Annotated in this window: 13 protein-coding genes; 5 read left to right on the top strand and 8 right to left on the bottom strand. The window is 70.8% G+C overall.

What is annotated here, in order from left to right; translation table 11 throughout:
* Nucleotides 1–11: 11 nt before the first annotated feature.
* From L3Q65_RS09200 to L3Q65_RS09190, 3 genes are all read left to right on the top strand, one after another.
* The gene (locus L3Q65_RS09200) at nucleotides 12–1,583 is read left to right on the top strand and encodes a 4-hydroxyphenylacetate 3-hydroxylase family protein (RefSeq protein WP_237599337.1); all 1,572 of its coding nucleotides are present in this window, start codon (nucleotides 12–14) and stop codon (nucleotides 1,581–1,583) included.
* Nucleotides 1,584–1,653: 70 nt separating this feature from the next.
* Nucleotides 1,654–2,391 (top strand): adenylyltransferase/cytidyltransferase family protein, encoded by a 738-nt coding sequence (locus tag L3Q65_RS09195; protein ID WP_182895134.1) that lies wholly within the window; start codon nucleotides 1,654–1,656, stop codon nucleotides 2,389–2,391.
* A gap of 92 nt (nucleotides 2,392–2,483) precedes the next feature.
* Nucleotides 2,484–2,972, top strand: a complete 489-nt coding sequence (locus L3Q65_RS09190; RefSeq protein ID WP_237599336.1) for a carbonic anhydrase — start codon at nucleotides 2,484–2,486, stop codon at nucleotides 2,970–2,972.
* On the opposite strand, the gene L3Q65_RS09185 is transcribed toward L3Q65_RS09190, so the two are convergent.
* The 6 genes from L3Q65_RS09185 to L3Q65_RS09160 are packed head-to-tail and all read right to left on the bottom strand — an operon-like array spanning nucleotide 2,969 to nucleotide 8,766.
* Nucleotides 2,969–4,144 (bottom strand): ROK family protein, encoded by a 1,176-nt coding sequence (locus L3Q65_RS09185; RefSeq protein ID WP_237599335.1) that lies wholly within the window; start codon nucleotides 4,142–4,144, stop codon nucleotides 2,969–2,971. The genes L3Q65_RS09190 and L3Q65_RS09185 overlap by 4 nt on opposite strands.
* A gap of 27 nt (nucleotides 4,145–4,171) precedes the next feature.
* Complete coding sequence (locus L3Q65_RS09180; RefSeq protein ID WP_237599334.1) at nucleotides 4,172–4,525, bottom strand: ferredoxin family protein; 354 nt, start codon at nucleotides 4,523–4,525, stop codon at nucleotides 4,172–4,174.
* On the bottom strand, nucleotides 4,522–6,099 hold the full coding sequence (locus L3Q65_RS09175; RefSeq protein WP_237599333.1) for an FAD-dependent oxidoreductase: 1,578 nt from the start codon (nucleotides 6,097–6,099) through the stop codon (nucleotides 4,522–4,524). Before L3Q65_RS09175 ends, L3Q65_RS09180 begins: the two co-directional genes overlap by 4 nt.
* A gap of 14 nt (nucleotides 6,100–6,113) precedes the next feature.
* Entirely contained in the window at nucleotides 6,114–6,947 is an 834-nt protein-coding gene (locus L3Q65_RS09170) for an ABC transporter permease (protein ID WP_237599332.1), read from the bottom strand.
* A complete protein-coding gene (locus L3Q65_RS09165) occupies nucleotides 6,944–7,762 on the bottom strand; it encodes an ABC transporter ATP-binding protein (RefSeq protein WP_237599331.1) in 819 nt (272 codons plus the stop codon). Before L3Q65_RS09165 ends, L3Q65_RS09170 begins: the two co-directional genes overlap by 4 nt.
* A complete protein-coding gene (locus L3Q65_RS09160) occupies nucleotides 7,762–8,766 on the bottom strand; it encodes an ABC transporter substrate-binding protein (RefSeq protein ID WP_237599330.1) in 1,005 nt (334 codons plus the stop codon). Before L3Q65_RS09160 ends, L3Q65_RS09165 begins: the two co-directional genes overlap by 1 nt.
* Before the next feature lie 369 nt (nucleotides 8,767–9,135).
* Between L3Q65_RS09160 and L3Q65_RS09155 the strand changes: the two genes are divergently transcribed.
* Entirely contained in the window at nucleotides 9,136–10,062 is a 927-nt protein-coding gene (locus L3Q65_RS09155) for a TauD/TfdA family dioxygenase (protein WP_304504552.1), read from the top strand.
* 44 nt (nucleotides 10,063–10,106) lie between these two features.
* On the opposite strand, the gene L3Q65_RS09150 is transcribed toward L3Q65_RS09155, so the two are convergent.
* The gene (locus L3Q65_RS09150; RefSeq protein WP_237599329.1) at nucleotides 10,107–11,048 is read right to left on the bottom strand and encodes an amidohydrolase family protein; all 942 of its coding nucleotides are present in this window, start codon (nucleotides 11,046–11,048) and stop codon (nucleotides 10,107–10,109) included.
* Nucleotides 11,049–11,134: 86 nt separating this feature from the next.
* On the opposite strand from L3Q65_RS09150, the gene L3Q65_RS09145 reads away from it, so the two are divergent.
* A complete protein-coding gene (locus L3Q65_RS09145) occupies nucleotides 11,135–11,899 on the top strand; it encodes a helix-turn-helix domain-containing protein (RefSeq protein ID WP_182895132.1) in 765 nt (254 codons plus the stop codon).
* Here L3Q65_RS09145 and L3Q65_RS09140 read toward each other — a convergent pair.
* On the bottom strand, nucleotides 11,896–13,059 hold the full coding sequence (locus tag L3Q65_RS09140) for a hypothetical protein (protein ID WP_237599328.1): 1,164 nt from the start codon (nucleotides 13,057–13,059) through the stop codon (nucleotides 11,896–11,898). The two genes, L3Q65_RS09145 and L3Q65_RS09140, sit on opposite strands and share 4 nt — an antisense overlap.
* Nucleotides 13,060–13,406: the final 347 nt, after the last annotated feature.

Genomic DNA, 13,406 nt, shown 5'->3' with positions numbered 1-13,406 from the left:
AGGACATCGCCATGACCATCCAGCAGGACCGCTCCGCGGCCGCCGCCCCCACCGCCTCCGCGCCGATGACCGGCGACGAGTACATCCAGTCCATTCAGGACGGACGCGAGGTGTGGATCTACGGCGAGCGCGTCAAGGACGTCACCACCCACCCCGCCTTCCGCAACCCGGTCCGGATGACCGCCCGGCTGTACGACGCGCTGCACTCGCCCGAGACGCGCGACGAGCTGACCGTGCCGACCGACACCGGCAACGGCGGGGTCACCCACCCGTTCTTCCGCAGCCCGCACACCGTCGACGACCTGCTCGCCGACCGCCGCGCGATCGAAACCTGGTCCCGGATGACCTACGGCTGGATGGGCCGCAGCCCGGACTACAAGGCCAGCTTCCTCGGCACGCTCGGCGCGAACTCCGACTTCTACGCGCCGTTCGAAGACAACGCGAAGCGCTGGTACAAGGAATCGCAGGAGAAGGTCCTGTACTGGAACCACGCGATCATCAACCCGCCGGTCGACCGGAACCTGCCGCCGGACGAGGTCGGCGACGTGTTCATGAAGGTGGAGAAGGAAACCGACGCGGGCCTGATCGTGTCCGGGGCGAAGGTCGTGGCGACCGGTTCGGCCATCACGAACTACAACTTCATCGCCCACTACGGGCTGCCGATCAAGAAGAAGGAGTTCGCGCTCATCTGCACGGTGCCGATGGACGCGCCGGGCGTGAAACTCATCTGCCGCACCTCCTACACGCAGCAGGCGGCGGTGATGGGCAGCCCGTTCGACTACCCGCTGTCCTCCCGGATGGACGAGAACGACACCATTTTCGTGTTCGACAAAGTCCTCGTGCCGTGGGAGAACGTGTTCCTCTACGGCGACATCGAGAAGATCAACGGGTTCTTCCCCGTCTCCGGCTTCATCCCGCGCTTCACCTTCCACGGCTGCATCCGGCTCGCCACCAAAATCGACTTCATCGCCGGACTCCTGCTCAAGGCGCTGGAGATCACCGGCAGCAAGGACTTCCGCGGCGTGCAGACCCGCGTCGGCGAGGTCGTCGGATGGCGCAACACCTTCTTCGCGCTCGCCGACGCGATGGCGCGCAACCCCGACGAATGGACCAACGGGGCGCTGCTGCCCAAGCTCGACTACGGCCTGACCTACCGGATGCTGATGATCCAGGCCTACCCCCGGATCAAGGAGATCATCGAATCCGACGTGGCCAGCGGCCTGATCTACCTCAACTCGCACTCCATCGACTTCAAAACCCCCGAAGTCCGGCCGTACCTGGACAAGTACGTGCGCGGCTCCAACGGCTACGAAGCCGTCGACCGGGTCAAGGTCATGAAAGCCCTCTGGGACGCCGTCGGCTCGGAGTTCGGCGGACGGCACGAACTCTACGAACGCAACTACTCCGGCAACCACGAAAACGTCAAGGCGGAACTGCTCTTCGCCGCCGAGGCCCAGGGCACCACCGAGTCGATGAAGGGCCTGGCCGAGCAGTGCCTCGCCGAATACGACCTCGACGGCTGGACCGTGCCGGACCTCATCGGCAACGACGACGTCTCGTTCCTCAAGAAGCGGGGCTCTTGATCCGCCGCGGCGCCCTCGCGTCCCCGGGGGCGCCGCGGTTCCCAGCGCTGCCCGAACGCGGGAGGTTCGCGTGAGCACGGTTTTCTGGCACGGCACCGCGGAGGTGCCGGACGGCTGGGGCCCGTCCGTCGTCGCGCTCGGCGTTTTCGACGGACTGCACCGCGGCCACCAACGGGTTCTGGACCACGCGGTGCGCCTGGGCCGCGAGCGCGGAGCGCCGGTGGTCCTCACGACGTTCGACCCGCATCCGGCGACCATCGCCGGACGGCCGCGCGACACGACACCGGTGGCGACGGTGGAACACCGAGCCGAGCTGGCCCGTCGGCACGGAGCCGACCAGGTGCTCGTCCTCCCGTTCACCGAATGCCTCGCGCGGACGTCCGCCGAGGATTTCGTCGACGGCGTGCTGAGGCGCACCCTCGACGCCACCGCAGTGGTCACCGGCAGCAACTTCCGCTTCGGCCACCGAGGCGCCGGGGACACCGCCCTCCTGCGGAAGCTCGGGCCTGTCTCCGGTTTCACCGCGCATGCCCTCGACCTGCTTCCCGGCTGTTCCTCGACGCTGGTCCGCACGCTGGTCACGGCGGGCGATCTCGTTGGCGCCGCGGCGATTCTCGGCCGACCGCATCGCGTGCACGGGACGGTCGACGGCGAAATCGTCACGCCGTGCACGACGTTGCTGCCGCCGCCGGGCAAATACTGGGCGCGCACCCCGCATGGCGACCGGACCGTCGAGGTGGAGGCCGGGCTGTTGCTCGCGGACCTGCCGGACGGGCCGACCGCGGTGGATCTCGTCGACGCACGGTAATGCTTCCGGCCGCCCAGGTGGTGGACACGATTGCGCACAGTGGCGGAGAGCGGTGCACTCGGCGCGTCCACTCTTCTCGCGGAAGGATCATCATGTCCGTCACCGACGAGCTTCTGGCCAACAACGCCGCGTACGCCGCGAATTTCACCGGGCCGCTCCCCTTGCCGCCCGCCAAGCACGTCGCTGTTCTCGCTTGCATGGACGCGCGCCTCAACGTTTACGGCGTTCTCGGCCTCGAAGAAGGCGACGCGCACGTCATCCGGAACGCGGGCGGCGTCGTGACCGAGGACGAGATCCGGTCTCTCGCCATCAGCCAACGACTGCTGGGCACGACGGAAATCATCCTCATCCACCACACCGACTGCGGCATGCTCACTTTCGGCGACGACGAATTCCGGAACTCGATCCGGCGGGAAACGGGGATCAAGCCCGCTTGGGCCGCCGAGGCGTTCAGCGACATCGAGGAGGACGTCCGGCAGTCGCTCGCCCGGATCCGGACCAGTCCGTTCATCCCGCACCAGGACTCCGTGCGCGGCTTCGTTTTCGACGTCGCCACCGGGAAACTCGCCGAAGTCCGCTAGGCGAGGAACGCGTGCGGGTCGGTGTAGAGCGCGTCCAGCTGCACCGCCCCCGCCGCCACGCCCAGCAAATCCCGGCCCGGGAAACTCGTCGGAAGCACCCGGGCCGCCGCGTCGACGCGCCCGCGCGACCGGGCCGACACCTCCGCGCGCACGACGTCCCGGCAGGCGGGCAGGCCGGCGATCCCCGGCTCGGCGACCACCAGCACTTCAGGGTTCACCACGTCGAACAACAGCGCCGCCGCCCGGCCGATCACGCGGGCACGGGCGAGCAGGACGTCGAGTGCGGCCGGGTCTCCGGATCCGGCCGCGTCGACTACGTCCGCAATGGACGCTCGGCCGGCACGGGCGGTGACCGCCCATTCGGCGGCGTCGGCTTCGAAACAGCCGGACCGGCCGCAGGCGCACGGCGTGTCCAGTGCGCCGAGCGGGAGGTGCGCGACGGTGCCCGCCGCCGAGCCGGGGCCGCGGCAAAGCCGTCCGCCGGACACGATGGCGGCGTCGACCACGTTGCCGACGAACAGGTGCACCAGAGATCCGCAGCCGCGGGCGATGCCGAACATCGCCTCCGCCGAGGCCAGCGCGCGGGCATGCCCGTCGACCCGGGTGGGCAGGCCGGACAGCTCCGCCAGGATCGGCCCTGCGGGCACGTCGTACCAGCCCAGGGAGGAATGTTCGACGATCGCGCCGGTGTCCGGGTCGACCCAGCCGCCGCTGGCGACCCCGAGTCCCACCGGGATCCGGCCCCGCTGGTGGCGGCGCCGGAATTCCCGCAGCCGTGCCGCGGTCCCGGCGAGGATCTGCTCGGGTTCGCCGCCCCGGTGCGGGATCCGTTCCGAGGCCAGGACTCGGCCGCGCAGGTCGAGTGCGGCGAGCGTGGCGAAGTGGTGGGCGATGTGCACGCCGAACACCGCGTGCCGGTCGGCGGCGATGTCGAGTTCGGTCCTCGGCCGCCCGGCTGTGCGGCGGTTCGCGGGCGGAGCTGCCGGGCGGGCGGTGAGCAGACCGAGGCCGGCGAGACTCGCGCATTGCCTGCTGACCCCGGCGGGGCTGATGCCGGTCAACTCGGCGAGCGAATCGCGAGCCAGCGGGCCGCGCGCGAGCACGGCCCGGAGCACGGCCGCGGCGGAGGTGCTGCGGTGGTCGCGGGGTACCGCGAGAACACTTGTCGTCATCGGTCAGCTCCCACCGGACTCGCGCGTTCAGCTCGTGATCGGATCCGCGCCTGGGCGCAACGGCGGGCCGATCGCCAGGCTGGACGCCGGAGCCCGCCCCTTTCCCCACCCGAGGCGTTCCCGGTAGCTGCCCAGCAACCCGCCGTCGGTGAGCAGGTCCGCGTCCTTCGCCAGCGCCCCGTCCGGTTCCGGGGACGTCCGCGGCGAGACGAACAGTGCGTCGGCCGGGCAATTCGCCTCGCAGTGGAAGCAGGTCTGGCAGTCGTCGTGCCTGCTGATCACGGGGATGCCGCCGGCGCCGCGGTCGAAGACGTTCGTCGGGCAGACCGCGATGCATTTGTCGCAGGCGATGCAGCGGTCCGCGGACACCAGTTCGATCACGACGCCGCCTCCACGACCGTCCTTTCCGGACGGACCCAGACCGTGTCCAGGCCGCCGGTGTGCAGGCGATGCCGTTGCGCCGAGTCCTGCGCGGGGAAATCGAGCCGCTTCGCCATGCCGCGCGTCTCGGTGCGGGCGAGCGCCGAGCGGTACATCCACCGCGCGTGTGCGGCCATCGCCGCCGCTTGCCGGGTGCGGACGGACAGCTCGCCGCTGCCGCCCAGCGACGTTCGCAGCCGCGTCCAGACGTCGTCCAGCGAGGCGAGCGCCGGGGCCAGCACATTCCCGTGGCGCAGGTAGTTCTTGTCGTAGGGCAGGACTTCGCGCTGGACGGCGGCGATCACCTCGCGGTGGTCGCCGTCGGCGCGTCCGCTTGGCCGGAGCCCGGCTTCGCCGAGTGCGAGCGTCCGGCGGCTGTTCGCGCGGGAGCCGAGGGAACGGGCGTAGCGGGCGGCTCCCCGGCCCGCCCAGGTGCCGGACGAGATCGCCCAGGCAGCGTTGTGGCTGCCCCCGCCGGTGAAACCGCCGCAGATCAGCTCGCGGGTGGCCGCGTCGCCCGCCGTGTACAGGCCGGGGACCGTGGTGGCGCAGTCGTCCGAGACGATCCGGATGCCGCCGGTGCCGCGGACGGTGCCCTCGGCGATCAGGGTGACCGGGAACTTCTCGGCGAACGGGTCGATGCCCATCCGGTCGAAGGCGAGGAAGAAGTTCGGCTGGGCCAGCCGCATCGCCGCGCGGGTCTGCTCGCCGGCCCGGTCCAGCCGGCAGAACACCCGGCCGCGCAGCAGTTCCCGCGCGATCGGCGAGCGCCGGACGCCGCTCGCGCCTTCGAGCACGCTGCCGTCGGCCCGGAAGAAGGTGGCGAAATGGTAGAACGCGGTCTTGGTGACCGAGGTGCCTTCCGGCGCGATGCCGTAGGCGTTCGAGAACTCCATGCCGGACAGGTCGGCCCCGGCCTCGGCGGCGAACAGCGCGCCGTCCCCGGTGTTGACGTCGCAGCCCAGCGCCTTCGACAGGAACGCGCAGCCGCCGGTGGCCAGCACGACCGCGCCCGCCCGGACCCGGTAGTCCTGCCTGCTCTGCCGCCGGTGGCCGGCCGCGCCCGCCACCGCCCCGGAGGGATCGGCGAGCAGTTCGGTCACCGGGCTGTGGTCGAGGATCCGCACCCCGGCGCGCCGGACGAGAACGCGCATCCGGCGCAGGTACTCCGGGCCGTGGAGCCCGTTGCGGAGCTGGCGCCCGTCCGGGCCGACGGGGAACGGGAACCGGGCCGCGACGGCGAGTTCGTTGACCTGCTCGTAGGTCTCGTCCAGCACCCGGGCCGCCCACCTCCGGTCGGCGAGCCTGCCGCCGAGTTCCTCGCGGGAGTCCATCGCCGCTTCCCGTGCGGCCGGGTCCGGCGGCACGTACCAGACCCCGGTACCCGCGGCGGCTGTCGCGCCGCTGGTTCCGCAATAACCTTTGTCCGCCAGTACGACATCCGCACCGTCGCGGGCCGCGTGCAGCGCCGCCCACGTGGCGGCCGGGCCGCCGCCCGCCACGAACACGTCCGCGGTCAACTCGAGCGTTTCCATCGGTCAGTCCTTTCTCAGCGATCCGTGCGCCAGGAGGTGAACCGCCGTTCGACGGTCACGAGCAGCTGGTTGAACGCGACGCCGAGAACGGAGATCGCGACGATTCCGGCGTACATCTGCGGGATGGCGAAGTTGTACTGCGAGAAGTTGATCAGGTAGCCGAGCCCGGCCTTCGCGCCGACCATCTCCGCGGCGATCACGACGACGATCGCGGCGGCCCCGGCGAGCCGGATCCCGGTGAAGATCGTCGGCACCGACGCGGGCAGCACGACCCGCGCGAACAGCCGCGGCGCCGACAGGTCCAGCGACCGGGCCAGTTTGAGCAGGGTCGGGTCGACCGACCGCACCGCGCTGATGGTGTTGAGCAGGATCGGCCAGGTGCAGGCGTAGAAGACGATGGCGATCTTCGAGGTCTCGCCGATGCCGAGGATCAGCACGAACACCGGCAGCAGCGCCAGCGCCGCGGTGTTCAGGAACACCTGCACCAGCGGGGTCAGCACGTCGGAAACCGGTTTGTACCAGCCGATCGCCACGCCGAGCGGCACCGCGGTCACGACGGCGACGGCGAATCCGGCCAGCGACCGGGTCAGGCTGGCCCCGGCGTTGGCGGCGAGCTGCCCGTTGCCGGCCAGGTCCGCCAGCGCGCCGAGGACGGTGTGGAAGGGCGGCAGGAAAACCGGGTCCACCAGACCCGCGCGCGGAGCGATCTCCCACGCGGCGAGCAGCAGGACCAGCGCGATGCTCTTCACGAAGACCGCTCGGAGCCGGCCGCGCCGGACGCGCGGGCGGACCGCCGCGGGTTCCCTCCGCTCGGTTCTCGCGGTCTCCGGGACAGTGGTGACGCTCATGCTCCGACGGCCTCCTTCTCCAGTTCGTGTGCCCGGGCCACCTCGTCGTGCAGCAGTTCCCAGATCGCGTGCCGATACCGGGCGAATTCGCCGGTCGAACGGACGTCCGCCCCGTCGCCGCGGTGCGGCAGGTCGATGTCGACCACGCTCTTGACCCGGCCCGGCCGGGACGTCAGCACCACGACGCGCTGTCCTAAGTAGACGGCTTCGTCGATGCTGTGCGTGATGAACAGGACGGTTTTCCCGGTGCGCCGCCAGATCCGCAGCAGTTCGTCCTGCAGCGACTCCCGGGTCTGCGCGTCGAGCGCGGCGAACGGTTCGTCCATCAGCAGCACGTCCGGGTCGTAGGCGAGGCTGCGCGCGATGGCGACGCGCTGTTTCATGCCGCCGGACAGTTCGTGCGGATGCCGGTCGGCGAACTCGAGCAGGCCGACGAGATCGAGGTACTCCTTCGCTCGCCGCGCCCGGTCGGCCCGCCGCACGCCGGTGGCCTCCAGGCCGAATTCGACGTTGCCCCGAGCTGTGCGCCACGGCAGCAACGCGTACTGCTGGAACACGATCCCCCGGTCGCGCCCGGGCCCGCGCACCGGCGTCCCGTCGAGCCGGATCTGCCCGGTGTCGGGTTCGGCTAGGCCGCCGAGCAGGTCGAGCAGCGTCGATTTGCCGCAGCCGCTCGGGCCGACGATCACCGCGAACTCGCCCGCGCCGATCTCCAGGTCGATCCCGGACAGCGCGGTCAGTAGGCCGCCGGAACCCCGGGCCGGGAAGGCCTTGCCGACGCCGGCGAACGTGATCCCGCTGTGCACCCCGCTCATCACTGGCCTTTCGCGTACGAGTTGAACTTGTTGGCGTAGAGATCGCCCGCCTTGACCGAGCCCGGCCGGATGTCGCCGCGTCCGCCCAGCCAGTCGATCCAGAGCTGGAGTTCCCGGTCGGTGATGACGCCGCCGTTGTCGGCCACGCCCCAGGATTTCCAGTACTTCAGCGGGCCGGTGTCCTCGTTGCGGTTGCGGCCCTTGACGATCTTCGTGAAGCGCTCGACGACCTTCTCGCGCTGCGTCGTCTTGGTCCATTCGATGGCTCTGGCCACTCCGCTGACGAACGTGCGCACGGTGTCCGGGTTCCGTTCGACGAAGTCCTTTCGCAGCACGTAGGTTCCGGCGGTGAAGGCGCCGAGCAGCTGGTAGTCGGTGAACAGCGGCCGGATGCCGCCGCGGGCGAGCGCCTTGTCGCGCAGGATGCCGCTGAGCACCGCCACGTCGATGTTCCCTTGGCGCAGCGACTGTTCGGTGTTCACCGGGGGCAGCGCGACCGGTTCCGCCTTGCGGATGTCCGCCGGGGGCAGTCCGTTCCGCTGGAGGTAGATGTCGAGCATCGCCTCGGAGTGCGCACCGAGGGTGTTCATGCCGATTTTCCTGCCCACCAGGTCGCGCGGGCCGCGGATCGGGCTGTTCTCGAGCACGTAGTACCCGTTGAACTCCAGTTTGTCCACGCCGTAGTAGCCGAGCACCGAGGTGATCGGGGCCCCGGCCGCGGCGAGCTTGACGATCGCTCCGTTGAACGCGCCGCCGAAGTCCACCTGACCGGTCGCCGCGGACTGGATGTCCTGCGGCCCGCTGATCGTGTCGCCCACCCACTGCAGCGTCACATCGCCGAGATAGCCGAGGTCGGCGGCGAGTTCGGGCGGCGTGACCTGGCCCGCCCAGCCCTGGTAGCGCAGGGTTTTCGTGGTGCCGCCGCTCGCCGCGGCGCAGCCTGCCGCCGTCGCCGCGAATCCCGCGAGGGTCAGTCCCAGAAATTGCCTTCGGCTCGTGGTCACGGTGGCACGTCCTTTTTTCACGCAGGGTAAAAGGGAGAAACGAATTGGCGGAACCGGCATCCGCCTTGCGAATACGACGCGGAACCGGCGCGATTCCCCGGTCGATTCGGATCAGCGGGAACCAGGACAGGCCGCACCGGCCCGCCGCCGGGGGCCGGCGTGCGGACGGCCGGTCGGAGCCGGGTCCGGGAACATGCGGATCAGGCTGGCAGCAGGCTTTCCGGCAGGCAACGACGTCCCACATCCCGGACTCCGGGCGCCTGCCCGGATTCTGGGACGAATTCGGTTCACCCTGAACGCAATCTTGCCTTCCCGGCTCGCAGGCGCCCAGTCTGGAAAGCAGCCGAGCACACCGAATGGGAGTATCCGATGACCCTCGCCGACGCAGTGGACACGCGCCTCGCCGTGCACAAGATCGGTGCCGATATCGGCGCCAGGATCGACGGAATCCGGCTCGGCGGGGACCTTCCCGCCGACACCGTCGCGCAGATCCGGGGCGCGCTGCTCGCGAACAAAGTGATTTTCTTCCGCGAGCAGCACCACCTCGACGACGAAGGGCAGCAGGCGTTCGCCCGGCTGCTCGGCGGGCTCACCCAGCCGCATCCGACGGTCCGCAGCACCGGGCTGGGGAACATCCTGCCGATCGACGCGCAGCACGGGAAAGCCAACAGCTGGCATTCCGACGTCACGTTCGTGGACCGGATCCCGGCGATCAGCGTGCTGCGAACGGTCACCCTCCCCGCCTACGGCGGCAGCACGACCTGGGCGAACACCGCCAACGCGTACGCCAAACTGCCCGCCTCGCTGCGGGCACTGGCCGAACGGCTCTGGGCCGTGCACACCAACACGCACGACTACGCCGGCCGCGCGGACGAATACCGCGTCGGCGGAGTCGACGTGAAAGAACAGTCCTATCGCGACGAATTCCGTTCGGAGGTCTACGAAACCGAACACCCGGTCGTCCGCGTCCACCCGGAAACCGGCGAACGGGTCCTGCTCCTCGGGCATTTCGTGAAGCGGCTGGTCGGCCTGTCCAGCACCGAATCGGCGGCGGTCTTCGAACTGCTCCAGACCCGCGTGACTCGCTTGGAGAACACCGTGCGCTGGCAGTGGGCTCCCGGCGACGTCGCGATCTGGGACAACCGCGCTACGCAGCACTACGGCGTCGCGGACTACGACGACCTTCCCCGCCGCCTGCACCGGGTCACTGTGTCGGGTGACGTGCCGGTGAGCGTCGACGGAGTGCGCAGCACTGCCCGCGCTGGTGATGCGGCGGCGTACGCGCCGCTGCCCTGAACGGGCGTCCGGCCGTGCGGGGGTTCAGCACGGCCGGACGCGGTTCAGCCCAGTCGGGGGAAGAGGGCGCGGGCGTTTCCGGAGTCGATCGCCCGGCTCTGTTCAGCGGTCAATCCGCTGTCCGCGTCCAGGATCTCCGTGAACCGAGCACCCACTTCCGGTGGCGCATAAGGAAAGTCACTGCCGTAAAGAATCCGCGCGGGGTCAGCGAACCGAGCCAGCGCACCAAACGCGTACTCGCCCGACGACAACGCCGTATCCCAGTAGAAACTGCGGAACCGTGCCAGAAAGTCCTCCGCGGCAGGCCCGCCCGGCTCCAGTGAGGCCTGGATCTGGCAGAACCGCAACGCCGCGAAGGGCACGAACCCGCCAGCGTGCGCGAGGATGATCCGCACGTTCGGGTACCGCTCGGTGATGCCGTGGAACACCATGTGCACCGCGTTGCGGGTGGTGTCGAACGGATAGTCCACCAGCGGCCCCGGGATCCCCGGAAGCAGCGGCACGAGCGGGTGCGCGGGATGGATGAAGACCACCGCGCGCTGCCGGTCGAGTGCCGCCCAGAGCGGGGCGTACCGGTCGTCGCCCAGGTAGACGCCGTCGTAGTTGGAGAGCAGGACCACGCCGTCGGCTCGGAGCGCGGCGAACGCGTGGTCGACCTCCGCGACCGCGCCTTCGACGTCGGGCAGCGGGACCGTGGCGAACAAGCCGAACCGGTCCGGGCGGTCGCGCACCAGTTCGGCGGTGTATTCGTTGACGCGGCGGGCCGTCTCGCGACGCGCCGAGCCGGTCCAGCCCGTCACGCCGGGGGCGGTGAGCGACAGTACGCTCGTGGCGATGCCGTTGGCGTCCATGAACTTCAGGTGGTCGTCCGGCGTCCACGGCGGCAGCGTCCAGCCCGACGGGTCGCCGCCGTGCTGTGCGAGGGCCTCGCCCCAGAACGGAGGGACCAGGTGGGTGTGGACGTCGATGCGTTCGCGGTCGATCATGCCTCCACCGTGCGCCCGCGGCAGCCGGCGCGGGAGGGGGAGAATCCGATCCCCCTCCCCCGGCGGCGGAGCCGGAGCCCGCGCTGATGGCGCGCGACCCCCGGCTCGCCCAGCTCGGTGCCTTCCTGCACGCCCGCCGCGACGAGGCCCCGCCGCCCGCCTCCACCGGAACCGGGCGTCGGCAGGTGCCTGGTCTCCGGCGCGGCGAGGTCGCGGCGCTGGCGTTCGTCAGCGACGAGTACTACACGCGGATCGAGCAGGGCCGGGTCATGCCGAGCGCCGACGTGGTCCGCCGCATCGCCGACGCGCTCGGGCTCGACGGCGACCAGACGCGGTACGCACTCGATCTCGTCGTCGCCGGCGAAGCCCCTCCACCGAACCCCGAGCCGAGCGATCCGCTGCGCCGGCTGGTCGACCGGATGGGCGAGGTGCCCGCGATCCTCGTCGGACCGGCGACGTCGGTCCTGGCCTGGAACGCCGCCGCCGCGCGGCTGCTGACCGATTTCGGCGCGGTCCCGCCGGAGCGCCGCCGGTACGTGCAGATGCTGTTCACCGATCCGGTCCTCCAGAGCCGGTTCGCGGACCTGGAAGCGATGCGGCGCACCGTGATCGGCATCGTGCGCGCGAGCACCCCGGCCGGAGCGCCGACCGGCGGCTGGATCGACGAACTGCTGCGCACGGACCCCGGGTTCGCCGCGCTCTGGGAACGCAACGACGTCGTCCGGCCGCACACGCACCTGCGGGTGCGGCTGCGGCGGCCGGACGGGGTCGGGGAAACGCTGGACCAGGTGGTGCTGCAGGTCGTCGACGATCCGCATCAGCGGCTCATCGCGTTCGTCCCGGCCGGCTAGCGCGACCCTCCGCAGCCGGGCGGAACGCAGTCGTCGGGACGGTTGCCGCCGATGGTGTCGTGGTCCAGCTGCACCGTGTTGCCGGAGCCGAGGTGGATGCCGCCGCCCCTGGCCGCGGTGTTCCCGGTGACGACGCTGTCGGCGAGAACGTGCGCCGCGGTGTCGTGGACGCTGGAGACCGCGATGCCGCCGCCGTTTCCGCCTGCAAGGTTGCCGGTGATCTTCGCTCCGGTGATCCGGAAGTGCGCGACCGGCCGCTTCCGCGTGCTGTGCAGGCCGACTCCGCCGCCGTCTCGGCCGCTGCGGTTGCGGGCGAGACGGCCGCCGGTGACGGTCAGGTCGCCGGTGTGGTCGTAGATCCCGCCGCCGGAGCCGGGAGTTCCGGGCCGGACGGTGCCGGGCGAGCCGGTGCGATTGTCGGTGATCGTGGTGTCGGCGAGGGTCGCCATGCCCGAGCCGGTCCAGAGTCCGCCGCCGTCGCCCGCGTTTCCGTCGTACCCGCGCGCGGTCCCGGAACCGCCAGTACCCGCGCCGCCGGAACTGTTGCGGCACAACATGCTGTGCGTGAACGTCGCGGTGCCCGCGACGTAGGCGCCGCCGCCGTTTCCGCCGGGGCCGCCATGACCGGCGGATCCGCTGGGAGAGCTGCCGACCGGTCCGCCGGTCCCGCCGTCGCCCGCGGTGTTGTCGCACACTGCGCTATCGGTGCCGGTGGTGCGCTGGGTGCTCCAGATCCCGCCGCCGTAGCCGCCGTGCGCCCAGCTGTCCCCCTCGGCGCCGGGAGCCGCCGAACTGTCTCCGCCGTTCCCGGTCCGGTTTCCGCCGACCGAACTGCGCTCGACCGTCAAGGTGCCTTGGCGGACCCCGATTCCGCCGCCATTGCCGCCGGAACCGGCGAAACCGCCCGTGCCGACCCGGGCCCACGGACCGCCGCTGCCAGTGACGTTGCCAGTGACCGTGCTGTCGGCGATCGACAGCGTGCCGCCCGAACTGAACACGCCGCCCCCGGCGCCGCCGTCGGTTGCGGGCGGGCCGTCTCCGGTGGAATTGCCGCGGATCGTCACCCGGGTCAGGACCAGTGCGCCGGTATTGAGAATGCCGCCGCCGTCCTCGCCCGGCGCGGTGTGGCCGCCGGTGACCGACAGATCGAGAATCGACACCCCGGCCGCGTCGGTGCGCAGAATCCGGAAGCGCGGCCGTCTGCGTGCGAGCGAGGGTGGCGTGATGGCCGTTGACGGTCGTGGCGGCGGAGATCGCGGGCAATGCCTCAGTGAGCTGATAGGTGCAGCCTTCCGTCAGGTCGATCGAACTGCCCGGATGGGCGTTGGCAGCGCTGACGGCGGCGACGAGACTCGCCTCGTCGCACGGGACCGGCGCGACGGCCGTCCCGGGCACCGCCAGCGCACCGGCCGCGAGCACACTCGAACCCAGCAATGACACAGAACGCACCAGCACGACTCATCCCCTTTTCCCGCGAAGACCGGCCGGCGTCGAGTTCACCACGAAA

Source organism: Amycolatopsis sp. FU40, from assembly GCF_021903635.1.
Taxonomy (GTDB): Bacteria; Actinomycetota; Actinomycetes; order Mycobacteriales; family Pseudonocardiaceae; genus Amycolatopsis; species Amycolatopsis dendrobii.
This window is presented reverse-complemented; position numbering and strand designations above follow the sequence as displayed.